We start from the raw sequence: 25276 nt of genomic DNA on the forward strand, positions 1-25276 counted from the left end.
GTCCTCAGAGCGTGAGCTGGAGGACGAGCGCGGCGGAGCCGTCGCGGTAGTAGCGCGGACGGCGGTGGATCTCGGCGAAGCCGCGGGCCGCGTAGAACGCCGCGGCGCCCGTGTTGGCGTCGCTCACCTCCAGCAGCATCCGATCCGCGCCCGCGCCACGGGCGGCGCCCCGGAGGTGCGCGAGCAGCGCGGAGGCGATCCCCGTACGGCGCTGGGTCGGGTCCACGCCGATGCGGAGGAGGTCCGCGACGTCGCCCTGCACGCCCAGGACGGCGTAGCCCACCACCGCGGACCGGTCGGTGGGGTCCTCCGCCACGAGCATCGCGCGGCCGGGCACCGAGAGCTCGGCCCCGACCTGCTCCTCGCTCCAGGCGTCGGGGCCGAACAGGTCGCGCTCCAGCAGGGCGACCCGGGCGACGTCGGCGGTCCGGGCCGGACGCAGGACGGGGCCCGGCGGGGTCGGGTCGCTCACCGCTCGGCGCTGGCGACGGCGTCGGGGCGGCGCAGGTAGAGCGGCTCCGGGTCGAGCAGCTCGACGTGCTCCCCCGCCACGGCGCGGGCCATCCAGGCGGCGTCGGGCTCGGTCGGACCGACGGGCCGGGTGAAGGCGTCGGGGTAGAGCGACGGGCCCGCACCGACCACCGGCAGGTCGGTGGCGACCTCGGCGGGCTTGGTCACGGTGGGGCCGCTCAGCCGGGTGCCGGTCTCGTCGTAGGAGGCCAGGTAGACCTCCTTGCGCCGCGCGTCGGTGGCGACGAGGAAGGGCTCGGCGACGGCCCCCGTGGCGATCGCCTCGACGGCGAGCGCGTCGAGCGAGCACACGCCGTACACCGGCAGGTCGAGCACGTAGCCGAGGGTGCGGGCGGTGACGAGCCCGACGCGGAGGCCGGTGAAGGGTCCGGGCCCGACGCCGACCACGAGCGCCGTGAGGTCGCGGCGGTCGAGACCCGCGTCGCGCAGGCAGCCGTCGATGAGCGGGGCGAGCTGCTCGCCGTGCTTCATGGGCCGCTCGGCCACCCCCGAGGCGAGCACGGTGTCGGTGTCGGCGTCGTAGACCGCGGCACACACCCGCGGGGTCGCGGTGTCGAAGGCGAGGAGCACCCGACGAGGTTAGGACACCCGCCCGGGGGAAGGACGCACGCGGTCGTCGGGAGGGCGGCCGCGGGAAGACGTGCACACCGAGGGGAGCAGCATGAGCGAGCGGGACTGGTCGTCGTTCGAGCCCGAGCCGCAGGACGTGGGCACCTTCGCCCGTGCCGTGGCGGCCACGCCGTCGGAGGGCTGGTGGGACGACGACGCGATGGTCGAGGACGTGCCCGCCTACGCGGCGCCCGAGGGGTGGATCGTCCCGCTCGTCGAGGCTCGCACGAGCGACGCCGAGGAGGCGACCGCGTTCGCGGACCTCGCCGAGGCCGCCCTGCGCGACGACCTGGGGGCGCCCGTGGTGCGGGACTCGGTGCACGGCTACACCGACGCCGGCTGGATCGACGCCGTCGCCGTCGCCCTCGGCGCCGGGCAGGTGCTCGTCTGGTCGCTCGACGGCGCGGCCGTCGCCCTCCTGCGGGTGGCCGTGGGCGACACCCTCGACGTGTGGCTGGTGACCGCGCAGGGGGCCGCCGCGTCCGCCACCCTGCCCGCGTTGCTGCCCCCGGAGCGGGACGGCGCCCTGACCTTCGACGAGCTCCCCGACGAGCTGGCCCGCACGTTCCGCTGGCTGGTACGCCGCGGCCTCGCCGTCGGCGTGGAACCCGGCGGCTCGCTCGAGGGCTGGTTCCCCCCGGGCACCGACCCCGCCGCCGTCGCACGCCTCACGCCGCTGGTGCGGCTCGACGGGACCGGCTCGGTCGGCGCGCTGTGGCGGGACGACGAGGGGCGCGACCTCGTCGTGGCGCTGGGCAGCGAGGGCGGCCGCTTCGTCGTCGCCGACTCCGTGCTCGACCTGGTGCGGCTCATGGCGGTGGGCTACGAGGAGCTGGACCGGCCCAGCGGCCCGCCCGTGACGCCCTTCGGCGTGCTGCGCGCGGCCGAGCTGCGGGCCTGGGTCGAGGAGACCTTCGGCGTCGACGTGCCGCGGGCGTGGGTGTCCGGCGGGCCCGACGAGTTCAGCGCCTGGATGGACGGCGTGCTCGGCGAGGACACGACGCCCGCCGAGCCGCCGGCGGGGATGCCCGAGGGCGCCATCGGCGGCGACGTGGACGTGCTGCTCGACGCGCTCGGCACGTCCGACGCCGTGGAGCGGATCGCCTACCTGCTCGCGCTGCCGGCGGGGACGTCCCAGCGCGACCTCGCCCTCAGCGGGGTCGAGGTCGACCTCGGCCGGGCGGGGGCGCGGACGATCTGGGTGAAGCTCAAGCAGTACCCGCGGGCGCAGCAGCTCCTCGACGGCATCGACCTCGACGCCGACGCGGACGCCGTGGTCGCCGCCTGGGGCAGGCCCGAGGGGGCGGACACGGAGGAGGGGTCGTGGGTGCGGTACGTCGTCGGCGGCCGCTACCTGCACCTGCAGTTCGGCTACAGCGGGATCAGCCTCGTCACCCTCATGACCGACGCGCCCTGAGTCGGCCGTCGCGCCCTCACGATCCGGCCGGGAAGGGCGCGAACTGGGCAGCTGGGGCAGGTCCGACGCGGTCGGGCATGCCCCAGCCGCACATTTCCCGCGGCGGGCTCGACCCGCGCCGCACCTGTCGGCCCGTCGCGCCCTGACGATCCGGTCGGGAAGGGCCTGAACTGTGCAGCTGGGGCAGGTCCGACGCGGTCGGGCATGCCCCAGCCGCACATTTCCCGCGGCGACCAGGGTTCACCCAGCCCGACGCCGGTCAGCCCGGCGGTGGGCACCTCCCGGGGGCTGGGAACTGTGCGGTTGGTACAGGTCCGGGCCGGTCCGGAGTGCCCCAGCCGCACATTCCCGGCCCCCGCCCCGCCCTCAGCCCAGCGCGGCCGCCACGTCGACGTCGGCCCAGCGCGCGCCGTACCCGTTCACGCGGACGAGCCGCACGTCGTCCGTGTCGTTGCGCTCGATGACCACCTCGAGCCGGTCGTCGGCGAGCTGCTCGGCGAGGCCGGCGCCCCACTCGACGACGGTGACGGCGTCCTCGAGCGAGGTGTCGAGGTCGAGGTCGTCGAGCTCGGCGGCGCCGCCGAGGCGGTAGGCGTCGACGTGGACGAGCTCCGGCCCCCCGACCGTCGACGGGTGGACCCGCGCGATGACGAAGGTCGGCGACGTGACGTCGCCGCGCACCCCGAGACCGGCGCCCAGGCCCTGGGTGAACGTCGTCTTGCCCGCGCCGAGCCCGCCGGTCAGCACCAGCAGGTCCCCGGCCCGGAGCAGCCCGGCGAGCCGGCGACCGAGGTCGCGCATGGCGTCGGTGTCGGGCACGACGAGGGAGGGGGGGCGCACCATCTCGACGTACGGCGCCGTCCGTCCCACCTCGACGAACCCGTGGCCCGCCCAGAACGCCTGGGCGCGCGGCAGCTCCTCGCGGGCGAGCACCGCGATCTCCTCCCGGGGCGTCGTGGCGATCACTGTCTCGACCATGCGGGCGCCGACGCCGTGGGCCTGCCAGGCCGGTACGACGCCGAACCGCCGCACCCAGACCCGGCCCCCCGCGGGCTCGGGGTCGAGGACGAGCGCCCCGACGGGGTGACCGTCGCCCTCGGCGAGCAGGCCTCCCCCGGCGGTCAGCGCGTCGGCGATCGACTCGACGGTCTCGGCGAGCGCGGCCGTCGGCGGGTCGAGGGCCGGGCGCGCCGCGAAGGCGGCGCGGACGACGGCGTGCACCGCGGCGGCCCCCTCGGGGCCGACCCGGCGCACCGTCACGGGACCCACGGGCCGCGAGGACTCAGGCACGGTGCCGCCCCGGCTGGCTCGACTCGCCCGACCGGCCCGACCGCTGGGCCTGCACCGCCGCGATGAGGTCGTCGAGCGCCTCGTCGACGACGACGTGCCGCTCCATGATCACCATGTGGCCCGCGTCCTCCACCTCGACGAGGCGCGAGCCACCGATGTGGGCGTGCAGCTTGCGGGCGTGCCCGATGCTCGTCAGCCGGTCCCCCGTGCCGCAGACGATCGTCGTCGGCACCTCCTCGAGGGCGTGCACGACGGAGAACTTGTCGAGGCTGCCGAACGCCGGGAAGAACTGCGCCAGCACCTCGAAGGGCGTGCGGCTCAGCATGTCGTCGACGAACGCCACGTAGGTCTCCGGCACGTCGCTGCCGAACGCGAACCGGTCGGTGCCGACCATGGCGAGCCCCTTGCCGATCCTCCGGAACCCGTCGACGACGCGGTGGCCCCGCGACAGACCGGCCACGAACCGCAGCGAGAGCGGTCCGCCGAACGCCTTCGGCACCATCGGCAGCAGCGCCCGGGTCGGGTCGAGGCCGCCCGCGGTCGTCGCGATCAGGCCGACGCCCACGACGCGGTCGCCGAACAGCTCCGGGTGCGCCTCGGCGAGCGCGATGATGCTCATGCCGCCCATCGAGTGCCCGACGAGCACGACCTCCTCCTCGGGGGCCGCGTGGTCGAGCACCGTCAGCAGGTCGGCCCCGAGCTGCTCGATCGTCGCGTGCTCCGCGTCCGAGCGCCCCGAGCGCCCGTGGGAGCGCTGGTCGTAGAACACGGTGCGCACCTGGCCGCGGTAGGCCGCGCGCTGGAAGTGCCAGCAGTCGAGGTTGAGGGCGTACCCGTGGACGAACACCAGCGTCGGCGCGGTCCCCCGGACCGTGGGCGGCACCTCGTCGACCTCCACGTGCAGCGCCACGCCGTCGTCGGCCACGACCGTCAGCGCGGGCGAGCGCAGGGAGCCGAGCTCCACCGCCCCGCCGGCGTCGCGGTGGGCGATGACGCGGCGCTGGTGCACCAGCCCGGCGGCGCCGCCCGCCAGCGCGACACCGGCCGCCCCCGCGGCCAGGCCCGCGACCACCCGTCCGATCCTCACCGGTCGCCTCCGTCCGTACCGTCCGCCGTACCGTCCGTCGCGCCGTCCGCCGCGCCGTCCGCCGCGCCGTCCGCCGCGCTGTCCACGTGGACCCGCCGCGCGCGGCCGCGGAACCGGGTGACCACCTCGTAGTCGATCGTCCCGCAGGCCCGCGCCCAGTCCAGGGCCGTCGGCTCGCCGTCGCGGCCGGGCCCGAAGAGCACCACGGGGGTGCCCGGCGGGAAGGTCTCGCCGTCGAGGTCGACGACGAGCTGGTCCATGCACACGCGTCCCCGGACCGGCCGCCGGCGCCCGCCCACGAGCACCTCGGCGGCCTGGTCCGTGCCGACGCCGGCGGCGGCGTGGCGGGGCACCCCGTCGCCGTACCCCAGCGGCACCAGCCCGACCGTCGTCGCCGCGGGCGCGACCCACGTGTGCCCGTAGGAGACCCCGTCGCCCGCGGCCAGCGACTTGCTCAGCACCAGCGGCGCCCGCACGGTCATCGCCGGCACGAGGTCGGGACGGCCGCCCGGGAAGGCGGCGTCGGGGAGGTCGGGCGCGGGGTCGATGCCGTACGACGCGATCCCGCACCGCACGAGGTCGAAGTGCGCCGAGGGGCGGAGGAGGGCCGCGGCCGAGTTGGCCAGGTGACGCACCTCGGGCTCGAGGCCCGCGGCGGCGACGACCTCGAGCGCGGCGCGGAAGACCGCCTCCTGCGCGTCGTTCGCGGGGTGGGCCGGGTCCTCGGAGGCCGCGAAGTGGGACCAGACGCCGGTCACCCGCACCGCGCCCGCCTCCTCGGCGGCGCGGGCGGCGGCGACGAGGTCGGGCCAGTCCGCGGGGAGCGCGCCGCCGCGGTGCAGGCCGGTGTCGACCTTGAGCTGGAGCCGCGCCGGCCGGCCCGCCCGGGAGGCGGCCTCGACGACGGCGGCGACCTCGGCGGGCGAGTACGCGGTGAGGTCGACGCCGGCGGCTACCAGCGGCGCGAGGTCGTCGGCCGGCACGGAGAGCCAGCAGAGCAGCGGCCCCGTGTCGCCCGCGGCCCGCAGCGCCAGGGCCTCGACGGGCGTCGCGACGCCGAGCCAGTCGGTGCCCGCCTGCCGCGCGGCGCGGGCGACCTCGACCATGCCGTGGCCGTAGCCGTCGGCCTTCACCACGGTCATCATCCGCGCGGGGGCGACGCGCGCCCGCAGCACGGCGACGTCGTGGCGCACCGCGGCGAGGTCCACGACGACCTCGGGGCGGTCGACGGCGTTCACGGAGGAGATTGTGGCAGGCGGGCGGAGCCCCGATCCGGTGCGGTCAGGTCAGCAGGGCGCGGACGACCTCCGGGATGGCCGCCGCGACCTGGGTGGCCACGATCGGGCCGCCCTGGCTGGCGTACGTCGCGGCCGCACCGTGCAGCCACGCGCCGACCGACGCGGCGTCGTACGGCGCGAGCCCGCCCGCCAGCAGGGCGCCGATGAGCCCGGCGAGCACGTCGCCCGCCCCGGCGGTGGCGAGCCAGGGGGTGCTGCTCGTGGTGACGCGCACCCGTCCGTCGGGATGGGCCACCACGCTGTGGCTGCCCTTGAGGAGCACGACCGCGTCGTACCGCTCCGCGGCGCGGCGCGCGGAGGCGAGCTGGTCGGCCTCGACCTCGGCGCGCTCGACGTCGAGCAGCGCGGCGAGCTCCCCGGCGTGGGGCGTCAGCACGGCGGCGACGGGCCGGCCGCCCTCGCGGCGCACCGGGGCGTCGAGGTGGCGGAGCGCCTCGGCGTCGACGACGAGCGGCACCTCGTCGGCCAGCGCGGCGCGGAGCGCGGCCCCCGCGCGGTTGTCCCCGCCCGAGCCGACCGTCCAGGCCTGCACCCGGCCGACGCCCACGACCTCGGGGTGCGCCTCCCGCACGCGGTCGAGCACGGTGGGGTCGCCGACGTAGCGCACCATCCCCACCAGCCCGCTCGCCGCGCCCGCGACGGCCAGCAGCCCGGCGCCCGGGTAGCGCCCGGAGCCGGCGCGCACGCCGACGACGCCGCGGGAGTACTTGTGCGAGGACGGGGTGGGCCGCGGCAGCAGCGCCGCGACGTCCGCCGCCTGCAGCGCCTCGACGGCGGGGGCGGCCAGGTGCGGCGCCAGGCCGATGTCGACGAGCTGCACCACGCCGCACGCGCGGGCGGCCGGGTCGACGAGGTGGGCGACCTTGTGGGTGCCGAACGTGACGGTGACGTCGGCGCGCACGTGGGCGTCGTCGGGCAGGCGGCCCGTGTCCACCTCCACGCCGCTGGGCACGTCGACGGCCACGACGGTCACCCCGGAGCCGGCGGGCGCGTGGGCCTCGAGCGCCGCCACCGCGTCGGGGCGCAGCCCCGGCCGGCCGCCGATCCCGACGATCCCGTCCACCACCAGGTCGGGCAGGCGTCGGGGGGCGGCGGTCCCGCGGCGTACCCGGCCCCCGGCGGCCTCCAGCGCCGCCAGGCCCGCCTCGTGCGGCGTCTCGGTGAGGAGCACCGCGTCGACCGCGGCACCGCGGCGGGCCAGGAGCGCGCCCGCGAACAGCGCGTCCCCGCCGTTGTGCCCGCCGCCGACGAGGAGGGTGATGCGGCGGCCGTAGGCGCCGTCGAGCAGCGCCAGCACGGCGTGGGCGAGCCCGGTCGCGGCCCGCTGCATCAGCGCCCCCGGCGGGAGCGCCGCCATCAGCGTCTCCTCGGCGGCTCGGACCTGGGCCTCGGTGTGGGCGGCACGCATGGGATCGACCCTAGCCGCGCCGGCCCGCTCAGCCCTCGAGCACCACGAAGGCCGTGGCGATCCCCGCGTCGTGGGTGAGCGAGAGGTGGCTGCTGCGCACGCCGAGGGCGTCCGCCCGGGCGAGCACGGTGCCGGTGAACTGCAGGTACGGCGCCGCCCCGGCCTCGCGGAGCACCGCGGCGTCGTGCCACTCCAGGTCGCCCGGGGCGCCCAGCGCCTTGGCCAGCGCCTCCTTGGCGGCGAAGCGGGCGGCGAGCGACTCGAGCGAGCGGCCGTCGGTCTCCACGGGCGTGAAGAGGCGCGACCTCAGCGCGGGCGTGCGCTCGAGCGACGCGGCGAAGCGCCCCACGTCGCAGACGTCGACGCCGACGCCGACGATCGGCACCGGGTCACTCCACCGTGACGGACTTGGCGAGGTTGCGCGGCTGGTCCACGTCGTGGCCCTTGGCGGTCGCGAGCTCGCAGGCGAAGAGCTGCAGCGGCACGGTCGCGACGAGCGGCTGGAGCAGCGTCGGCACCTTGGGCAGCCGGAAGAGCACGTCGGCGTAGGGCTCGATCGCCGTGTCGCCGACCTCGGCGAGGCACAGGGTGCGCGCCCCGCGGGCCCGCACCTCCTGGATGCCGGAGACCATCTTGTCGTGCAGCTGGTCGCGCCCGCGGGACGGCACGACGCACAGCACCGGCAGCCCCTCGTCGACGAGGGCGATGGGGCCGTGCTTCAGCTCGCCGGCCGCGAAGCCCTCGGCGTGGAGGTAGGCCAGCTCCTTGAGCTTGAGCGCCCCCTCCAGGGCCACGGGGTAGCCCGCGTGGCGCCCGAGGAACAGCACGGACGTGGCGTCAACGTACTCCCGCGCCAGGGCGTAGACCTCGTCGGCCCGGTCGAGCACGTCCTGGATGTGGGCCGGCATCGCCTCGAGCTGGCGGACGATCTGGTTGATCTCGTCGCCGTAGCGCGTGCCCTTGACCTGCGCGAGGTAGAGCGCCAGGAGGTAGCAGGCCACGAGCTGCGTGAGGAAGCCCTTGGTGGAGGCCACGCCGATCTCGGGGCCGGCGTGGGTGTAGATCACCGCGTCGGACTCGCGCGGGATGGTCGAGCCGTTGGTGTTGCAGATCGCCAGCACCTTCGATTTCTGCACGCGCGCGTGGCGGATCGCCTGGAGCGTGTCGGCGGTCTCGCCCGACTGGCTGATCGCGACGACGAGCGTCGAGTAGTTGAGGATCGGGTCGCGGTAGCGGAACTCGCTGGCCAGCTCCACCTCGACGGGGATGCGGCACCAGTGCTCGATGGCGTACTTCGCGACCATCCCCGCGTAGAACGACGTGCCGCACGCGATGATGATGATCTTGTCGATGTCGCGCAGCTCGTCGTCGGAGAGGCGCACCTCGTCGAGCTGGAGGAGGCCGTCGGCACCCATGCGGCCCAGGAGCGAGTCGGCGACCGCGCGGGGCTGCTCGAAGATCTCCTTGCGCATGAACCAGTCGTGGCCGTCCTTCTCGGCGGCCGAGAGGTCCCAGTCGACGTGGTACTGCGTGCCCTCCGCCGGGCTGCCGTCGAAGCCGGTCACCTCGACGCCCTCGCGGGTGATGGTGACGACCTGGTCCTGGCCGAGCTCGAGGGCCTCGCGGGTGTGCTCGATGAACGCCGCGACGTCGGAGCCGAGGAAGTTCTCGCCCTCGCCGAGGCCGACCACGAGCGGGGAGTTGCGGCGGGCGGCGACGACCCGGTCGGGGTCCTGCGCGTCGACGGCGACGAGCGTGAACGCGCCCTCGAGCCGCGAGCAGACGCGCTGCATGGCCGTCGTCAGGTCCTCGCCCGACTCCAGCTGCAGCTCGAGCAGGTGGGCGGCGATCTCCGTGTCCGTCTCGGAGACGACGGTGATGCCCTCGTCCTCGATCCGGTCCCGCAGCGCCGCGAAGTTCTCGATGATGCCGTTGTGCACCACCGCGAGCCGCCGGTGGCTGCCGAGGTGGGGGTGGGCGTTCACGTCGGTGGGCGCGCCGTGGGTCGCCCAGCGGGTGTGGCCGATGCCGATGGTCGAGGCCGGCAGGGGGCTCTCGTCGATCGCCTTCTCGAGGTTGGCCAGCTTGCCGGCGCGCTTGTCGACCGCCAGCGTGCCGTCGGCGACGAGCGCGATGCCGGCCGAGTCGTAGCCGCGGTACTCCATCCGCCGCAGACCCTCGATCACCACGTCCTGGGCCGAGCGAGCTCCGACGTAACCCACGATTCCGCACATAGCGGCCGAGTCTACGGCCGGTCGGCGGCGGTCCTCGGATCCTGCGCGCGGCGGCGCGCGCGCCTGTGACGCGCGTCCCTGGTCCGACCCGGTCCGGGCATGCTGCAACAATGCCGAGCATGTCTGCCGCGGGCGACCTCGCCACCGCTCTGGACCAGGGCCGCGACCCCACGTCGCCCTACGTCGAGCTCGACCGGTCCGCCTGGGCGGCCCTCGCGAGCGCGACGGAGTCGCCGCTGACCCTGGAGGAGGTGCGCCGCCTCCGCGGCCTCGGCACCCACCTCGACCTCGACGAGGTGCGGCAGATCTACCTGCCCCTCTCGCGCCTGCTCAGCCTGTACGTCGAGTCGGCCGGCCAGCTGCACCGACGGACCGAGCAGTTCCTCGGGCGGCCGCAGCCGCGGCGTACCCCCTTCGTCATCGGCGTCGCCGGCTCCGTGGCCGTCGGCAAGTCCACGACGGCCCGCGTGCTGCAGGAGCTGCTGGCCCGGTGGCCGGAGCACCCCAACGTGGCGCTCGTGACGACCGACGGGTTCCTCTACCCCAACGCGGAGCTGGAGCGGCGCGGGCTGCTCACCCGGAAGGGCTTCCCGGAGTCCTACGACCGGCGCAAGCTGCTCAAGTTCGTCGTCGACATCAAGTCGGGCCGCGACGAGGTCGAGGCGCCCATCTACTCGCACCTGTCCTACGACGTGCGCCGCGACGAGAAGGTCGTGGTGCGCCACCCCGACATCGTCATCGTCGAGGGCCTCAACGTGCTCCAGCCAGCGATCGTGCGCGACGACGGCCGCACGAGCCTGGCGGTCAGCGACTTCTTCGACTTCTCGGTGTACGTCGACGCGGCGACGTCCGACATCCAGCGGTGGTACGTCGAGCGGTTCCTCCGCCTCCGCGAGACCGCGTTCCTCGACCCGGCGTCCTACTTCCGGAAGTACGCGACGCTGTCCGTGGAGGACGCCGTCGCGGAGGCCACGCGGATCTGGGGCGCGATCAACGGGCCCAACCTGGTGCAGAACGTGCTGCCGACCCGGTCGCGCGCGACGCTCGTGCTGCGCAAGGACCGCGACCACTCGGTGCGGTACGTGCGGCTGCGCAAGCTGTAGCCGCACGGTGGCCCCGGGTCTCAGCGCGGCACGCTGGACCACGCCTCCCACAGCGCGGCGAAGGCACCGCCGCGGGCGACGAGCTCGGCGTGGGTGCCCTGCTCGACGATCCGGCCGTCCGCGAGCACGACGACGGTGTCGGCGTGCAGGGTCGTCGCGAGGCGGTGGGCGACGACGAGGGTGGTGCGGCCCCGGCGCAGCGCGTCCACGGCGTCGTCGAGCCCCGCCCCCCTCCCCCCGGCGTACGCCGTCGCCTCGTCCAGCACGAGCACGGGGGGATCGGCGAGCAGCGCCCGGGCGAGCGCGACCTGCTGGGCGCGGCCCTCGTCGGTGTCGGGGCCCAGCACCGTCGCCACGCCGTCGGGGAGGTCGTGGACCCAGGCGGCGCCCACCCGGTCCAACGCACCCCGCACCTCGGCGTCGGTCGCGGCAGGACGACCCAGCCGCACGTCGTCGGCGACCGTGCCCGTGAACAGGTGCACCTCCTGCGTGACGAGCAGGACGGCGGGACGACCGTCGGGACGCCGGGCCCGGGCCGCCGGGACACCCCCGACGAGCACCTCGCCGCGCTCCACCGGCAGCAGGCCGGCCACCGCGCGGGCGAGGGTGGACTTCCCCGAGCCGCTCGCCCCGACGAGCACCGTCGTCGTGCCGGGGGCGATGCGGAGGGTGACGTCGCGGAGCACGTCGGGTCCCGCGCCGTACGCCAGGCTCAGGCCGCACACCTCGACCGCGGCGTCCCGGACCACCGCGCTCGGACCGGGACTGCGCGTGCTGGGTCCCGGGCCGATGATCCCGACGAGCCGCTCCAGCCCGACGCTGGCGCGCTGCAGGTCGTCGATGCTCTCGAGCAGCGAGCCGACGGGTCCGAACAGGCGGTGGAAGTAGAGGGCCCCGGCGGTCACGCCTCCGACGGTGAGCGCCCCGGCGTCCGCGCGCCAGAAGCCGACGGCGAGCACCGCCGCGAGCCCGAGGAACTCGGCGGTGTTGAGCCCCGCGAAGAACCGGTTGCGCACGCGGGTGGCGTCGCGGCCCGTCTCCACGGCGCGCAGGCTCCGCTCCGCGATCGTCGCGAGGTGCTGCTGCTGACGGCCGTGGGCCTGCACCGTCGCCGCACCGTCGACCGTCTCGATGATCGCCTGCCCGCGGGACGACTCCTCGCGGCGCAGACGCTCGTAGAGCGGACGGGAGCGACGCACGAACCAGCGCGTGGTGCCCGCCTGGAGCGGCGCGGCGGTCAGGGCCGCGAGGACGAGCCACGGGTCCAGCACGGCCAGGCCCACCAGCGTCAGGGCGATCGTGAACCCCGCACGCACGAACTGCGGCAGCACGTCCGAGGCCGCCTCCGTCACGGCCTCGACGTCACGGGTCACCCGGGAGACGACGTCGCCGCTGCCCGCGGACTCGACCGTGCCGGCGTCGAGCGCGATCGCGGCCGCGACCACGTTTTCCCGCAGCTCGGCCACCACCTCCTGCAGGCACGCGACGAGGATCCGACCGCCGGCCAGTCCGAGCGCGGCCGCGACGCCGCCCGCTGCTGCCACCGCCCCGCCGAGCACCGCGAGCTCGGTCGTGGGGGCCGAGCGCGCGACGGCGTCGACGACCTCACCGAGCAGTCGCGGCACGGCGAGGGCCGTCGCCGACGCGAGGAGGAGCAGCAGCACGGTGGCGACGAGCCGGGCGCGGCGCCGGTCCAGCAGGCGTCCGACGACGCGGGCCGTCTCGCGCGCCGACGCGACGGGCAGCAGCGTCGCGGTCCCGCTCACGACGCCGCCACCGCGTCGGCACGCCGACCGGCCACGTCGACGACGTCGTCGCAGACCGCGAGGAGCAGCGGGCTCGTCGTGACGAGGACGATCGTGCGCCGCAGCGCGCGCAGCCGCTCGGCGACGACGCGCTCGGTCATGGCGTCGAGGGCCGTCGCCGGCTCGTCCAGCACGAGCACGTCGCCCGCGACGTGGAGGGCTCGGGCCACCAGGAGACGCTGCCGCTGCCCCCCGGACAGGCGGCGCCCGGCCTGCCCGACCGCCGCGTCGGGCCCGCCGAGCCGCTCGACGACGTCGTCGAGCGCGGCGGCTCGCACGAGGCGCGGCTGGAGGGACGCCGCGCCGAGGGTCACGTTCTCGGCCAGCGTCCCGGTGAGCACGGCACCGTCGTGGGGCGGCGCGGTCACGAGCGCCCGGTAGCGCTCCGGGCCGAGCGCGACCGCGTCCCGGCCGTCGACCAGCAGCTCCCCGGGTGCGACGGGCACGCGGTAGCCCAGCCGCGCCGCCACCCGCCGCGCCTCCTCGGCCGAGCCGACCCGGACGCCGACCAGCGCGCCGTGCGGCACGCACACCGCCGGGCCGCCGACCGGATGCCACGCAAGCGCGGGCGTGGCGTCGTCGGTCGGGGCGTCGTCGGTCGGGGCGTCCGGCGGGACGGCGTGCGCCGGCGGCAGCGCCACCTCGGCCGTGACCAGGGCGCGCAGGCGCCGGGCGGAGGCGCGCTTGTGCATCCAGTTGGCGCCGAAGGTCCCGACGTGCTCCAGCGACCCCTGCAGGAACTGGGCCAGCCCGACGACGGTGACCAGCTGCCCGACGGTGATCGTGCCGCGGGACGCCATCACGGCACCGGCGAAGGCCAGCGCGCCGAGGAAGACCGTCGACACCGCGGAGCTCACCGCGCCGTACGCGAGCACCGAGCGGGAGGCGGCGACCGCGCCGGCGCGCGACGCCGCGCTCGCGACGCGGTAGCGCCGCACGATCTCCGCCTGCGCCCCGAGGCCCTGGACCACCCGCAGGCCGGCGAGGGCGTCGGTCGCGACGGTGCTGGCATCGGCGACCGAGCTCTGCTCGGCGAGACCGATCCGCTCCAGCGGGCGAGCGAGGGCCTGCATCCCGACGAGCACGAGCACGGTCCCGACCAGCACGCCCAGGCCCAGCGGCACCGAGATCGACAGCAGCACCCCGGTGGTGACCAGGACGGCCGCGACGGTGGCGGCCTGCTGCGCGATGCTCCACGCGACGCCGGCGACGCGGTAGGTGTCGGAGGTCGCGACGGAGAGCACCTCCCCGGTCGGCCGGTGTCCCGCGGTGCCGCGCGGGTGCACGACCCGGCCCACCGCGAGCTGCCGGAGGTCGTGCTCCGCGTGCCCGTAGACGCGCACCATCCCGAGGGTGGCCCGCTGGTAGCTGGTCGACAGCACGACGAAGACCGCGCCCAGCACGGCGAGCCAGAGCACGAGGGCCCGGGGATCGCCGGGCTCGACCGCGCGGTCGATGACGACCCCGATGAGCACCGGCACCGCCGCCTCGGCCGCCTGGTGGAGCACCAGCCCCGCGGTGGCGAGCGCGAGGCGGCGGTCACGGCCGTCGCGACGGAGCGCCAGGGCCAGCACGGTCCGCACGGTGGCGTCCGGCTCGAGGAGCGGTGGGGAGCTGCACGGACGTCGACGCTAGGCCGGGACGGGCCGGTCGGGTGGACGCCCGTTGTCGCCGATCGGACACCGTCCGCACCCACCCGTGACACGAAGTAAGGTGACCCTAAGTCAGCGACAGGAAGGGCGACGATGAGCGTTGCGGTGGAGGAGCCGACGGCGACCGACGAGGTGCGCGCGTGCGTCCGCGCCGTCCCCGACGGCTACCTCATGACCACCCTGGACGTGCACCTCCCCGACGACGCGGAGCCGGACCGGTGCGGCGCCGACCCCCACACCCACCCCGAGCACGTGGTGCTCTGGCCGGAGCAGGGGTCGACGACCGTCGAGGTCGACGGCCTGTCGTGGCGCCTGTCCCTGGGACAGGGGCTGTGGCTCCCGTCCGGGACGGTGCACGCCGCCCTCCGCTCCCCGGGCAGCCCGGCGAACTGCACCCACGTGCTGCCGGAGGCGTGGTCGGCCTGGTCCGGCAGCGCGGGCGCCCCCGCCACGGGCCGTGGCCCACGGCCCGTGGCGGTGAACCTCGCTCTCCGCGAGCTGCTGCTGCACCTCGCGGAGCAGGACATGCCGCGCGAGCAGCGGCTCCGCGCACAGCGGGTCTGCTTCGAGCTGCTGGCGGAGGAGGGCGAGCACGCGCTCCGGCTGCCGGTCCCGCGGGACCCGCGCATCCTCGCGGTGGCGCGGGCGATCCTCGCCGACCCTGCCGACGACCGCTCGATCGAGGACTGGGCGTGGCGCACCTCCATGAGCGCCCGCACGATCGCCCGGGCGTTCCGCAGCGACACCGGGATGACCTTCACCCAGTGGCGCACGTGCGCCCGCATGAGCGCCGCGGTCGAGCTGCTCGGTTCGGGAGCGACGGTCGGCCAGGTCGCGCACCGGGTCGGGTACTCGACCGTCAGCGCGTTCACCGCGGCCTTCCGTCGCACCGTGGGCAGCCCGCCCCACCACTACCTGCGGTCCGGGGCGCCGCGCCCGCGCTAGCCGGCCGCGGCGCCCGGGGTTCAGTCGGTGGCGTCCAGCAGCTCCTCCACGATCTCGTCGAGCCCCCACGACAGCGCCAGCGGCGTCGCCGTGGAGAACGCGAGCCCGACGGCGGGGTCGGCGATCGGCGCCGCGCGGCCGTCGGCGACGGGAGCCCAGGAGGCGAACACGGGCTGCGCGTCGAGGGCCGCCTGCCACGCGTCGTCGGTGGCGACGGTGACGAACACGTCCGGCGCCAGCTCCCGCAGCTCCTCGAGCCCCAGCACGAAGCTGCTCGCCCCGTCGTTCGCCGCGAGCAGCGCCTCCGCCTGTGGCAACGGCTCCAGCCCCAGGGCCTCCAGCGTGTGGGTGCGCTGGTCCGCCGAGGAGAACACCACGACACTGCCGTCCTCCGCCGGGATGCTCGCGTTGAGGAAGGACAGTCCGTCCAGCTCCGGGTGGGCCGCGGCCGACGCCGCGAGGCGCTCGTCCATCTCCTCGACGATCTCGGCGGCACGGTCGCTGCGGCCGAGCGCCTCGCCCATGAGCGCGAGGTGCTCCGGCACCGTCGTCTCCCAGGGCCCGTCGGGGTAGGCCACGGTGGGGGCGATCTCGCTGAGCCGCTCGTACTCGACCTCCGAGATGCCGGACCCGATGGCCAGGACGAGGTCGGGGTCCTGCTCCAGCACGTACTCGATGTCGACCTCGCCCCGCTCGAGCGAGGGGTCCACGGCGGGGAGGACGCCGCCAAGCTCCTCGACCGCCTCGGCGAACCACGGGTAGTGGTCGGCGTCGATGCCGGCGGCAACGCCTTGGGCGACCGGAACGGTGCCCAGAGCCACCGCGAGGTCGGCGCCGGCCCACCCGATGACGACGACGCGCTCGGGCTGCTCCTCGATGGTGGTGGACCCGAGGGCGTGCTCGACGGTCACGGGGAACGCCCCGGGCTCCGCCTCGGCGAAGACGTGCCGCTCCGCGTCGCCCTCGTCGCCACCCGCGGTCGCGGAGCAGCCGGCGACGGCGAGCGCGAGCGCGAGGGCGCCGGCAGCGCAGCGGGGCAGGCGGGATGGGTGGAACGAGTGGTGCGTGGTGGTCACGTCGGACTCTCCTCGGGCCGGGGTCCGGGCGCTCCGGACCGGCCCGAACGCTAGGGGCGTCGAACGGCACACTGCGGACAACCCGTGTCGGCGCACGGACACCGGGGCGGTTGCCGACAGGTCCCTCGAGTTAGCACAGCCTCACCTCACTTGTCCCGCACGCGACAGAGGTTGTCCGGTGCTCGACGCTCGCGCTGCCTAGCGTCTCGCGGGGCCACTTCCCGGCCCCCGACCCGAGAGAACCGAGCATCCATGAACTACTCCAAGCCCCGTCTCGCCCGCGTGCTGGGAGCCGCGACCGCGCTCGCCGCGACGGCGGGCCTGCTCACCGCCTGCGGCACCTCCGACGACGAGGCGTCCGCCGCGTCGGGCGACGGCGCCTTCCCCGTCACGATCGAGCACGCCCTGGGCGCCGCCACCATCCCCGAGCGGCCGGAGCGGGTCGTGACGATCGGGTGGATGACCCAGGACATCGTGGCGGCACTCGGCGTCGTCCCCGTGGGCGTGCCCGAGACGTGGGGCGGCGACGACGAGGGCTTCACGCCCTGGTTCCGCGAGCACGTGACCGAGGAGCTCGACGCCCCCCTGCCCGAGATCCTCTCCTTCGACGACGCGGGCGATCCCGACCTCGAGCAGGTCCTCGCCCTCGAGCCCGACGTCATCCTGGCGCCGCACTCGGGGATCACCGACGTCCAGTACGACCGGCTCAGCGAGATCGCCCCGACGGTCGCCTACGCGGAGGAGCCCTGGTTCTCGGGATCCTGGGACGACCTCGTCCTCGAGGTGGGCACGGCCCTCGGGCGCGACGCCGAGGCCGAGGCGCTCGTGTCCGCGACGAGCGCGCTGATCGACGACGCCGCCGCGGACGCCGGCCTCGAGGGCACGACCGTCGCGTACGGCGGGATCGTCGCCGACGGCGACACCGAGCTGGGCATCTACCGCTCGGAGGACCCGCGGGTGGCATTCCTGCGGGAGTTCGGGCTCGTCGACACCCCCAGCCTCGAGATCCTCGGCGAGGGCTTCTCCAACTTCGTGGGCGCGCTCAGCATCGAGGAGCTCGACACCTTCGAGACCGACCTGTTCGTGGGGTGGTCCAACGGGCCGGCGGAGACGCAGGCGACGCTGGCGAACCCGGTCGTGAGCCGCTGGGCGCCCTTCGCGGAGGGCACCTACTACTTCATCGAGGACAACGCGCTGGCGATGGCGACGAACGCCCCCACGCCGCTCAGCATCCCGTGGGCGCTCGAGCGCGGCTTCGTCGACGACCTCGTCGCGGCCGCCGCCGGCGAGGGCGTCGTGCGCGCCGCCGACTGATCCTCCTCCCCGTCCCGACCCCTCCGTCCGAAGGACCCGCCGTGCCCACCGCCGACGACCCCCGGCTCCCCGCGGGCTACCTCCCGCGCATCCACCGAGCCCAGGTGACCGCCGTCCGACAGCTGACCCCCGGCCTGGTGCGGGTGACGCTCGGCGGGCCCGACCTGACCGACTACCCGACGACGGGAATCGGCGACGAGTACGTCCGCCTCTTCTTCCCCGACACCCCGGACTCCGAGCCCCGTCTGCCGCACGTGACCGACCGCGGCTGGGAGTGGGACGAGGGGGTCGAGCCCGCGGCGATGCGCGTCTACACCGTCCGGCACCACCGGGCGGGCGAGGTGGACCTGGACTTCGTGGTGCACGAGGGCGGCGTCGCGGCAGCCTGGGCCCAGCAGGCCGCCGTGGGCCAGGTGGTCGGGCTGAACGCGCCGTACGGCCTCTACGACCCGCCCGCCGGCACGACCCGTCAGGTGCTCGTCGCCGACGAACCGGCCCTGCCGGCGGCCCTCCGGATCGCGGAGGCGACGGCCGACCGCCTCGCCACGACCCTGCTGCTGGAGGTGCGCGGGGCCGAGCACCAGCTGCAGGCCCGGGTGCCGGACGGCGCGGCGGTGGAGCACGTGTGGCTCCGGGGCTCCGGCAACGGGCACTCGCCCAGCCACCTCGTCGAGGCGCTCCGTCGCACCGAGGTCACCGACACGACGTACGTGTGGGTGGCGTCGGAGACCCGCGAGAACCGCGCGGCCCGGCGCTACCTGCGCCACGACCTGGGCCTGCCGGGCGACCGCTACAAGTGCGTGGGCTACTGGACCGAGCGGGCCGAGGAGTGGCGGGAGCGGTACGACGCGCTCGGACCGGACTTCTCCGAGCGGCTCGACGCCCTCTGGGCCGACGAGACCCGCGACACGGAGGAGATCGTCGACGAGGTCCAGCGGCTCTACGAGGCCGTCGGGCTGTGAGCGCCACGGTCACGACCGCGGCGCGTGAGGCCGAGCGGGTCCCCGTCGGCCTCACCGGCAGCAACCGGGTGCGGACGGCGGGCCTCCTCGTCGTGCTCCTGGTGCTCCTCGGCACCTGCGTCGCGAGCATCGCCGTCGGAGCCCGCGACATCGCGCCCTCGACGCTCTGGGCAGCGCTCACGGCCTACGACGACACGGTCGACGAGCACGTCATGGTGCGGGAGCTGCGGGTCCCCCGCACGGTGGTGGGCCTCGTCGTCGGCCCGGCCCTCGGGGTGTGCGGCGCACTCATCCAGGCGTTCACCCGCAACCCGCTCGCCGACCCCGGCATCCTCGGGGTGAACGCCGGGGCGACCTTCGGCGTCACCGCCGCCGTCGGGTTCCTCGGCCTCACCGCCCCGCTCGGCTACGTCTGGTTCGCCCTCGCGGGGGCAGGCACCGTCACGGTGCTCGTCTACCTGCTCGGCTCCGCGGGCGGAGGCCGGGCGACGCCCGCGAAGCTCACCCTCGCGGGGGTCGCCCTCAGTGCCGTGCTCGGCGGGCTGACGACGGCGATCGTGCTCTCGGACCGCGAGACCTTCGACGACCTGCGCTTCTGGGGCGTGGGCTCGATCGGCGGGCGGCAGCTCGACCTGGTCCTGTCCTTCACGCCGCTCATCGTGCTGGGCCTGCTGCTCGCGCTCGTCGTCGCGCGCCCCCTCAACGCGCTGGCGCTCGGCGACGACCTCGGCACGGCCCTCGGGGTGCGCACCGGTCGGGTCCGGGTGCTCGTGGTCGTCGCCGTGACGCTCCTCGCCGGCACCGCGACGGCGCTGGCGGGCCCGATCGGCTTCGTCGGGCTGGTCGTCCCCCACGTCGTGCGCTGGTTCGTCGGACCCGACCAGCGCTGGATCCTGGCGTTCACCGTGCTCGCGGCCCCGGTGCTCCTGCTCGCCTCCGACGTCGTCGGGCGCATCGCGATGCCCAACGGCGAGCTGCGGGTGGGGCTCGTGACGGCCCTGGTGGGCGCACCCGTCCTCCTGGTCCTCGCGCGCCGCAGGTCGGTGAGCGGCCTGTGACCGCGCCCGCCCTCGACCACGGCCACCGCGTGGTCGCCGTCCGTGTCGGACGCGTCTCCGCACTGCTGGGCCTGCGGAGCATCGTCGTCGGCACGCTGCTGGTCGCCGCCACCCTCGGCACCGCGGTGCTCGCGCTGCGCACCGGTACCTACGAGCTGACGGCCTCTGAGGTCGTGGAGGCCCTGCTCGGCACGGGCGACAGCCAGGCGGCCCGCCTGGTCGTCGTCGAGTGGCGCCTGCCCCGGGTGCTGTTCGCCGTCGCCTGCGGCGCCGCGCTCGCCCTGAGCGGGGCGATCTTCCAGTCGCTCACCCGCAACCCCCTCGGGTCGCCCGACATCATCGGCTTCGGCGCCGGATCCCACACGGGGGCGCTCGTCGTCATGCTGGCCCTGGGCTCGACCCGCTACCTCGACATCGCCGCCGGAGCGCTCCTCGGGGGGTGCGCCACCGCCCTGCTGGTGTACCTGCTCGCGGTCCACCGCGGCTCCGTGCAGCCGTTCCGCCTCATCATCATGGGGATCGGCGTGGGCGCGCTGCTGGGCTCCCTCAACTCGTGGCTGATGCTCACCGTCGACGTCGAGAGCGCCATGCTGGCGGCGGTGTGGGCCGCGGGCTCGTTCAACGCGCTCGGCCACGAGCAGCTGTGGCCGATGGTCGGGGTGCTGGCCGTGCTGCTGGTCCTGCTCGTCCTCGTCGCCGACGGCCTCCGCCAGCTGGAGCTGGGTGACGACGCGGCCCGGTCCCTCGGGCTCCGGGCCGAGCGGGTCCGGGCCGCGGCGGTGGTGCTCGGCGTGGCGCTCACCGCACTGGTGACCGCGGCCGCCGGGCCCATCACCTTCGTGGCGCTCGCCGCGCCCCAGATCGCACGCCGGCTCGTGCGCGGCGACGGCCTCGTGCTGCTGCCGTCCGCGCTCGTCGGCGCGTTCGTGCTGCTGGTCGCCGACGTGGTCGCCCAGCAGGTCGGCTTCCCGGTGGGCGTCGTGACGGTCTGCGTCGGCGGCGCCTACCTCGCCTGGCTGCTCGCCACCGAGTTCAGGAGGACACGATGACCGGATCCGCACCGGCCCCCATCCGCGCCGTACCGGACGGCGGCACCCACGGGCCGCCCCCGACCACGCTCGCCGCGACGGGCGTCAGCGTCGGCTACGACGACCGGCTCGTCTGCCGTGCCGTCGACGTCGAGGTCGCCCGGGGCAGCTACACCGCCGTCATCGGGCCCAACGCGTGCGGCAAGTCGACCCTGCTGCGTGCCCTCGCCCGGCTGCTGCGACCGAGCGCGGGCCACGTCGTCCTCGACGGGCGTGACATCGCGTCGTACCGACCTCGGGAGCTCGCTACCCGCCTCGGGCTGCTGCCCCAGACCTCGCTGGCCCCGGACGGCATCCGCGTGGCCGACCTGGTGGCGCGCGGGCGTCACCCCCACCAGGGGATGTTCGACCGGTGGTCGGCCGACGACGAGCGTGCGGTCGTCGCCGCGCTGGAGGCCACCGGCGTCACGGAGCTCTCCGGCCGGCTGGTCGACGAGCTGTCGGGTGGCCAGCGCCAGCGGGTGTGGGTCGCGATGGCGCTCGCGCAGGAGACCTCGGTGCTGTTGCTCGACGAGCCGACGACGTTCCTCGACGTGGCCCACCAGTACGGCCTGCTGGAGCTCTTCGAGGACCTGCGCACCGACCACGGCCGCACGATCGTGGTCGTGCTGCACGACCTCAACCAGGCGGCGCGCTACGCCGACCACGTCGTGCTGATGAAGGACGGCGAGGTCGTGCGGTCCGGTCCCCCGGCCGAGGTGGTCACCGAGGAGCTGGTCGAGCACGTCTACGGGCTGCGCTGCCGTGTCGTGCCGGACCCGGAGACGGGGACCCCGCTGGTGGTGCCCCGCCGACGCACGCGCGGCTGACGGGAGCACCACCCGGTGGGGTCAGGAGCCGCCGCCCCCCGCCTTGCGCCGGTGCATCTGCGGAGCGGCGCCGCCCGTGACCTCCGGGCCGTGCGCCTTGCCCTCGCCGGCCACCGAGTCGTCGGGGTGGTCGTGGGCCTGCTTGCGCTTCAACGCCTCCCGCATCTTGGCCTTCACGTCGTCCGGTGCCGAGTTGTCGGTCATGGGGTCCTCCCGAGGTCGAGGTGCAGGGTGTGACCCGTCCCACCCTGCCACCCGGCCGGGCGGGGGGCGAGCGAGTTCCGCTGCGCTCGGCCCGGCGGGGGCGTGCGGGGCGCGGCGGGGGCGCGGCGGGGGCGCGGCGGGGGCCGAGCCTTGCGGGCGGAAATGTGCGGCTGGGACGCACCGGATCGACTCGGACCGGCACCAACCGCACACTTCCCGGCGGCGGTGGTCGCCCCAAAAACTCGGTCGTCTCAGGGCGATCCCTCTCCGGTCAGCTCCAGGATCCGCTCGAGCACGTCGGGCGACGGTGTCCACGAGTAGACCCCGCCCCGGCCGTCCGACCACTGGAAAGTGGCGCATGACCCCCCGATCCACACCGGCTCTCCCCACCGGCTCACACCGGCGATGGCCGCCTCGCGCCAGGGAGGGCACCCATCACCGAACGGCGCGTCGACGTCCTCGCGGTCGGAGAGCCTGGCCGCGATGTCGGCGTCGACGACCGCGACGTCGTCGACACTCAGTGGGGTGCCGTGCCACGAGCGGTCAGCGTCCTGCCAGCACAGTCGGGGTTCGACAAGCAGGTCGCCGAGGGGCGGGGTCGCGGGCATCACGGCCGTCGGCCCGAAGGGATCGTCCGGGTCGCGCTCGCACGCCGGTGGGGACGCGACCAGGTCAGCGGGCGGCGTGCCGACGGCGCGCTGCTCGGCCAGCGCGGCGATGAACGCGCCGTACACCTCCGGCCCGGCGCCGACGTAGACCGTGTCCCCCACGACCACATCGCGGCAGAAGCCGTTGTCGCCCTCGATCGTCCGCACCGAGCCGTCCGCGTACTGCACCGCCATCGACCAAAGCAGGCTCCCGTCGTTGAGGCACATACGGGGGGGTCGTGCCGACCGGCACCGTCTCGCCGTCCACCAGGGCGAGCACGGCCTCGACGTCCGACACGAGCGCGTCCGGCGGGAGCGCGACGGGAGTCGCATCGGGCTCGGTGCCCGGTCCCGCGGCGAGGCTGCACATCCGCAGCGCGACGGCACCGGCCGGCAGCGCACCGTCGGTGGTGTCCCCCACGGCGCGCGGGGCGTCGCAGGTGAAGTCGCCCGGCACCGCGTCGCCCGTGATCGTCTCCCCCGCCACGTCCGAGGACCGGTCGAGGCGATCGGTGACGATCACAGCGACCGGTACCACCAGGGCGACAGCGGCGACAGCGGCCGCACCCGCCCACGCATTCCGCCTCCGCCTCCGTCGCGCGCCCCTCGTGCGCACGCCGGTCACGCGCTCCCCGAACCCAGCGGGCGGCGCGTCCCGTTCCGCGAGGTCGGCCAGGCCCTGCCGCAGCCACATCTCGTCACTCATCGGACCTCCTCGCTCAGGTGGGTCGAGCGGCGCAGTGCGGCGAGCACACGCGCTGTCTGGCTCTTGACGGTGCCGCTGCTGACGCCCAGCACCCGGGCGGTCTCGTCCACGCTGAGGTCCTCGAACCACCGCAGCACCACCACGGCTCGCTGCCCGGCCGACAGGTCCTGCAGGGCGACCGCGAGGTCGCGCCTCTGCTCGACACCGTCGGGGCCATCCGTCGACGCCAGCCGATCGTGCGACCAGGCGACCTCGTCGCCGGCAACGGCGTGCCCCGCCCGTCGACGCCAGCGGCGCGTGTGGGTGGTGAAGAGGACACGGCGCACGTAGGACTCGAAGTCGCCGCCCGCGGTGACACGACGCCAGTGCGGCCAGCACCGAGCCAGCGCGTCCTGGACGAGCTCTTCCGCGACGTGGCGGTCGCCCGTCAGCAGGAACGCGCTGCGCCACAGCGCGTCGCCCCGCGCCGCGACGAACTCGTCGAACGCCTCAGCGCTCCGGTCCCTCCGCATTCCGCCCCCTTGCCGCCACACGTGCTGACGAGCACGCGTCGACGAGAAGAGAGTCCCGTGGCCACCGATGGGTTGTCATCCGAACCCGACCGATTCCGGGGCCGAGCCTGGCGGGCGGAATTGTGCAGCTGGGACGCACCAGACCGACCCACACCGACCCCAACCGCACATTTCGCGAGCTTGCGCGGGCCGAGCTTGCGCGGGCCGAGCTTGCGCGGGCCGGGCGGGCCGGCGGACGGACGGGCGGGACCAGGCACCGGGCCTCAGCCCGACCCGACCACCCCGTGCTCGACGCACGCGGCGGTCCAACCGCGCGGGGTGACCTGCACCTTCATCCGCCGCCGGCAGGCGCCGCAGAACCGCGGCGGCTCCAGGGCGAGGCTGCGGGCGCACGCGTCGTGGTCGCGACCGGCCGCCCCCTCCCCGCAGTGCCCGCAGTACGCACTCACAACGTCTTCGCCAGCTCCCGGATCGGCATCCGCAGCTCGGCGAGCAGCTCGAGGTCGGCATCCGGCTCGCGGCCCAGCGTCGTCAGGTAGTTGCCGACGATGACCGCGTTGATGCCACCGAGGAGGCCGTCGCGCGTGCCGAGGTCGCCGAGGGTGAGCTCGCGGCCCCCGGCGTACCGCAGGATCGTCCGCGGCATCGCCAGCCGGAAGGCGGCGATGGTGCGCAGCGCGTCCTGCGACCCCATGAGCGGCAGGTCGCCGAAGGGCGTGCCCGGGCGCGGGTTGAGGAAGTTGAGCGGCACCTCGTGGGGGTCGAGCTCGGCCAGCTCGGCGGCGAGCTCGGCGCGCTGCTCGAGCGACTCCCCCATGCCGACGAGCCCGCCGCAGCAGAGCTCCATCCCGGCCTCGCGCACCATCGTGCAGGTCTCCCACCGCTCCTCCCAGGAGTGGGTGGTGACGACCTTGTCGAAGTAGGACCGCGCGGCCTCGAGGTTGTGGTTGTAGCGGTGCACGCCCATCGCCGCGAGCTCGTCGACCTGCTCCTGGGTCAGCATCCCGAGCGAGCACGCGACGTTGATGTCGACCTCCGCCTGGATCGCCGCGACGCCCTCGCGCACCTGCGCCATCAGCCGCTGGTCGGGCCCGCGCACGGCGGCGACGATGCAGAACTCGGTCGCGCCGGTCGCCGCCGTCTCCTTCGCGGCCGCCACGAGCTGGCGCACGTCGAGCCAGACCGCCCGCACCGGCGAGGTGAACTGACCGGACTGGCTGCAGAAGTGGCAGTCCTCGGGGCAGCCGCCGGTCTTCAGGCTGATGATCCCCTCCACCTCGACCTCGGGGCCGCAGTGCGCCATCCGCACGGCGTGGGCCAGGTCGAGCAGCTCGGGCACCCGGTCGTCGGGCACCCGGAGCACCTCGACGAGGTCCGCGAGGCCGAGGCCCTGCCCGCCGTCCAGCACGGTGCGACGGGCGCGATCGAGGAGCGCGCCGACGGGATCGGCGGGGCTCGCGGCAGGGGGCACGGGCGTCTGGAGGTCGGTCACGGCGCCGGAGCGTAGCCCGGATCCGCCTC

General features: G+C 75.4%; 24 protein-coding genes. 8 read left to right on the plus strand and 16 right to left on the minus strand.

What is annotated here, in order from left to right; genetic code table 11:
• Positions 1-4 precede the first annotated feature (4 nt).
• Together QE405_RS12435 and tsaB are read right to left on the minus strand one after the other, a co-directional pair.
• Positions 5-472 (minus strand): GNAT family N-acetyltransferase, encoded by a 468-nt coding sequence (locus QE405_RS12435; RefSeq protein WP_307201160.1) that lies wholly within the window; start codon positions 470-472, stop codon positions 5-7.
• Positions 469-1101 (minus strand): tRNA (adenosine(37)-N6)-threonylcarbamoyltransferase complex dimerization subunit type 1 TsaB, encoded by a 633-nt coding sequence (gene tsaB, locus QE405_RS12440; RefSeq protein ID WP_307201162.1) that lies wholly within the window; start codon positions 1099-1101, stop codon positions 469-471. Before tsaB ends, QE405_RS12435 begins: the two co-directional genes overlap by 4 nt.
• Positions 1102-1192: 91 nt before the next feature.
• Between tsaB and QE405_RS12445 the strand changes: the two genes are divergently transcribed.
• Positions 1193-2557, plus strand: coding sequence for a hypothetical protein (locus QE405_RS12445; RefSeq protein ID WP_307201164.1), 1365 nt, complete (start codon positions 1193-1195; stop codon positions 2555-2557).
• Between the two features lie 366 nt (positions 2558-2923).
• Here QE405_RS12445 and tsaE read toward each other — a convergent pair whose 3' ends face one another.
• From tsaE to glmS, 6 genes are read right to left on the minus strand one after another with little or no spacing between them, the layout of a single operon-like run.
• Complete coding sequence (gene tsaE / locus QE405_RS12450; protein WP_307201166.1) at positions 2924-3847, minus strand: tRNA (adenosine(37)-N6)-threonylcarbamoyltransferase complex ATPase subunit type 1 TsaE; 924 nt, start codon at positions 3845-3847, stop codon at positions 2924-2926.
• Positions 3840-4934, minus strand: a complete 1095-nt coding sequence (locus QE405_RS12455) for an alpha/beta fold hydrolase (protein ID WP_307201168.1) — start codon at positions 4932-4934, stop codon at positions 3840-3842. Before QE405_RS12455 ends, tsaE begins: the two co-directional genes overlap by 8 nt.
• On the minus strand, positions 4931-6172 hold the full coding sequence (alr, locus tag QE405_RS12460; RefSeq protein WP_307201170.1) for an alanine racemase: 1242 nt from the start codon (positions 6170-6172) through the stop codon (positions 4931-4933). The genes QE405_RS12455 and alr overlap by 4 nt, the downstream gene beginning before the upstream one ends.
• Positions 6173-6215: 43 nt before the next feature.
• The gene (locus QE405_RS12465; RefSeq protein ID WP_307201172.1) at positions 6216-7640 is read right to left on the minus strand and encodes an NAD(P)H-hydrate dehydratase; all 1425 of its coding nucleotides are present in this window, start codon (positions 7638-7640) and stop codon (positions 6216-6218) included.
• A gap of 28 nt (positions 7641-7668) precedes the next feature.
• Positions 7669-8025 carry a holo-ACP synthase gene (locus QE405_RS12470; protein WP_307201175.1) on the minus strand — a complete coding sequence of 119 codons (357 nt, stop codon included), beginning with the start codon at positions 8023-8025 and terminating at the stop codon, positions 7669-7671.
• Between the two features lie 4 nt (positions 8026-8029).
• Positions 8030-9874, minus strand: coding sequence for a glutamine--fructose-6-phosphate transaminase (isomerizing) (gene glmS / locus QE405_RS12475; protein ID WP_307201177.1), 1845 nt, complete (start codon positions 9872-9874; stop codon positions 8030-8032).
• Between the two features lie 119 nt (positions 9875-9993).
• Between glmS and coaA the strand changes: the two genes are divergently transcribed.
• Positions 9994-10977: a type I pantothenate kinase gene (gene coaA, locus QE405_RS12480; protein ID WP_307205797.1), complete on the plus strand. Its 984-nt coding sequence runs from the start codon at positions 9994-9996 to the stop codon at positions 10975-10977.
• Positions 10978-10997: 20 nt separating this feature from the next.
• On the opposite strand, the gene QE405_RS12485 is transcribed toward coaA, so the two are convergent.
• Together QE405_RS12485 and QE405_RS12490 are read right to left on the minus strand one after the other, a co-directional pair.
• Entirely contained in the window at positions 10998-12743 is a 1746-nt protein-coding gene (locus QE405_RS12485; RefSeq protein ID WP_307201180.1) for an ABC transporter ATP-binding protein, read from the minus strand.
• Positions 12740-14356: an ABC transporter transmembrane domain-containing protein gene (locus QE405_RS12490; protein ID WP_307201182.1), complete on the minus strand. Its 1617-nt coding sequence runs from the start codon at positions 14354-14356 to the stop codon at positions 12740-12742. The genes QE405_RS12485 and QE405_RS12490 overlap by 4 nt, the downstream gene beginning before the upstream one ends.
• Before the next feature lie 171 nt (positions 14357-14527).
• On the opposite strand from QE405_RS12490, the gene QE405_RS12495 reads away from it, so the two are divergent.
• Positions 14528-15379: a helix-turn-helix domain-containing protein gene (locus QE405_RS12495; protein ID WP_307201184.1), complete on the plus strand. Its 852-nt coding sequence runs from the start codon at positions 14528-14530 to the stop codon at positions 15377-15379.
• A 20-nt stretch (positions 15380-15399) separates the two neighbouring features.
• Here QE405_RS12495 and QE405_RS12500 read toward each other — a convergent pair whose 3' ends face one another.
• The gene (locus tag QE405_RS12500; protein WP_307201186.1) at positions 15400-16455 is read right to left on the minus strand and encodes an ABC transporter substrate-binding protein; all 1056 of its coding nucleotides are present in this window, start codon (positions 16453-16455) and stop codon (positions 15400-15402) included.
• A gap of 252 nt (positions 16456-16707) precedes the next feature.
• Here QE405_RS12500 and QE405_RS12505 point away from each other — a divergent pair, with 252 nt between their 5' ends.
• From QE405_RS12505 to QE405_RS12525, 5 genes are read left to right on the plus strand one after another with little or no spacing between them, the layout of a single operon-like run.
• Positions 16708-17769, plus strand: coding sequence for an ABC transporter substrate-binding protein (locus QE405_RS12505; protein ID WP_307201188.1), 1062 nt, complete (start codon positions 16708-16710; stop codon positions 17767-17769).
• Positions 17770-17810: 41 nt separating this feature from the next.
• The gene (locus QE405_RS12510) at positions 17811-18731 is read left to right on the plus strand and encodes a siderophore-interacting protein (protein ID WP_307201190.1); all 921 of its coding nucleotides are present in this window, start codon (positions 17811-17813) and stop codon (positions 18729-18731) included.
• A complete protein-coding gene (locus QE405_RS12515; protein WP_307201192.1) occupies positions 18728-19789 on the plus strand; it encodes a FecCD family ABC transporter permease in 1062 nt (353 codons plus the stop codon). Before QE405_RS12510 ends, QE405_RS12515 begins: the two co-directional genes overlap by 4 nt.
• Complete coding sequence (locus tag QE405_RS12520; RefSeq protein WP_307201194.1) at positions 19786-20838, plus strand: FecCD family ABC transporter permease; 1053 nt, start codon at positions 19786-19788, stop codon at positions 20836-20838. Before QE405_RS12515 ends, QE405_RS12520 begins: the two co-directional genes overlap by 4 nt.
• On the plus strand, positions 20835-21686 hold the full coding sequence (locus tag QE405_RS12525) for an ABC transporter ATP-binding protein (RefSeq protein WP_307201196.1): 852 nt from the start codon (positions 20835-20837) through the stop codon (positions 21684-21686). The genes QE405_RS12520 and QE405_RS12525 overlap by 4 nt, the downstream gene beginning before the upstream one ends.
• Positions 21687-21707: 21 nt before the next feature.
• Here QE405_RS12525 and QE405_RS12530 read toward each other — a convergent pair whose 3' ends face one another.
• The 5 genes from QE405_RS12530 to bioB form a co-directional block, all read right to left on the minus strand.
• The gene (locus QE405_RS12530; RefSeq protein WP_307201198.1) at positions 21708-21890 is read right to left on the minus strand and encodes a DUF5302 domain-containing protein; all 183 of its coding nucleotides are present in this window, start codon (positions 21888-21890) and stop codon (positions 21708-21710) included.
• A 251-nt stretch (positions 21891-22141) separates the two neighbouring features.
• Positions 22142-22732, minus strand: coding sequence for a hypothetical protein (locus tag QE405_RS12535; protein WP_307201200.1), 591 nt, complete (start codon positions 22730-22732; stop codon positions 22142-22144).
• 507 nt (positions 22733-23239) lie between these two features.
• A complete protein-coding gene (locus QE405_RS12540) occupies positions 23240-23755 on the minus strand; it encodes a SigE family RNA polymerase sigma factor (protein WP_307201202.1) in 516 nt (171 codons plus the stop codon).
• A gap of 263 nt (positions 23756-24018) precedes the next feature.
• Positions 24019-24204 carry a biotin synthase auxiliary protein BsaP gene (gene bsaP, locus QE405_RS21085; protein WP_309632551.1) on the minus strand — a complete coding sequence of 62 codons (186 nt, stop codon included), beginning with the start codon at positions 24202-24204 and terminating at the stop codon, positions 24019-24021.
• On the minus strand, positions 24201-25247 hold the full coding sequence (gene bioB, locus QE405_RS12545) for a biotin synthase BioB (protein WP_307201204.1): 1047 nt from the start codon (positions 25245-25247) through the stop codon (positions 24201-24203). Before bioB ends, bsaP begins: the two co-directional genes overlap by 4 nt.
• Positions 25248-25276: the final 29 nt, after the last annotated feature.

Source organism: Nocardioides zeae, assembly GCF_030818655.1.
GTDB classification, from domain to species: Bacteria; Actinomycetota; Actinomycetes; order Propionibacteriales; family Nocardioidaceae; genus Nocardioides; species Nocardioides zeae_A.

Bases quoted from the DNA above. Each gene is read 5' to 3' on its own strand.
- QE405_RS12530 (WP_307201198.1), bottom strand. From the start codon at position 21,890: ATGACCGACAACTCGGCACCGGACGACGTGAAGGCCAAGATGCGGGAG.
- glmS (WP_307201177.1), bottom strand. From the start codon at position 9,874: ATGTGCGGAATCGTGGGTTACGTCGGAGCTCGCTCGGCCCAGGACGTG.
- QE405_RS12540 (WP_307201202.1), bottom strand. From the start codon at position 23,755: ATGCGGAGGGACCGGAGCGCTGAGGCGTTCGACGAGTTCGTCGCGGCG.
- QE405_RS12495 (WP_307201184.1), top strand. From the start codon at position 14,528: ATGAGCGTTGCGGTGGAGGAGCCGACGGCGACCGACGAGGTGCGCGCG.
- QE405_RS12465 (WP_307201172.1), bottom strand. From the start codon at position 7,640: ATGCGTGCCGCCCACACCGAGGCCCAGGTCCGAGCCGCCGAGGAGACG.
- QE405_RS12525 (WP_307201196.1), top strand. From the start codon at position 20,835: ATGACCGGATCCGCACCGGCCCCCATCCGCGCCGTACCGGACGGCGGC.
- QE405_RS12505 (WP_307201188.1), top strand. From the start codon at position 16,708: ATGAACTACTCCAAGCCCCGTCTCGCCCGCGTGCTGGGAGCCGCGACC.
- QE405_RS12535 (WP_307201200.1), bottom strand. From the start codon at position 22,732: ATGGCGGTGCAGTACGCGGACGGCTCGGTGCGGACGATCGAGGGCGAC.
- QE405_RS12445 (WP_307201164.1), top strand. From the start codon at position 1,193: ATGAGCGAGCGGGACTGGTCGTCGTTCGAGCCCGAGCCGCAGGACGTG.
- coaA (WP_307205797.1), top strand. From the start codon at position 9,994: ATGTCTGCCGCGGGCGACCTCGCCACCGCTCTGGACCAGGGCCGCGAC.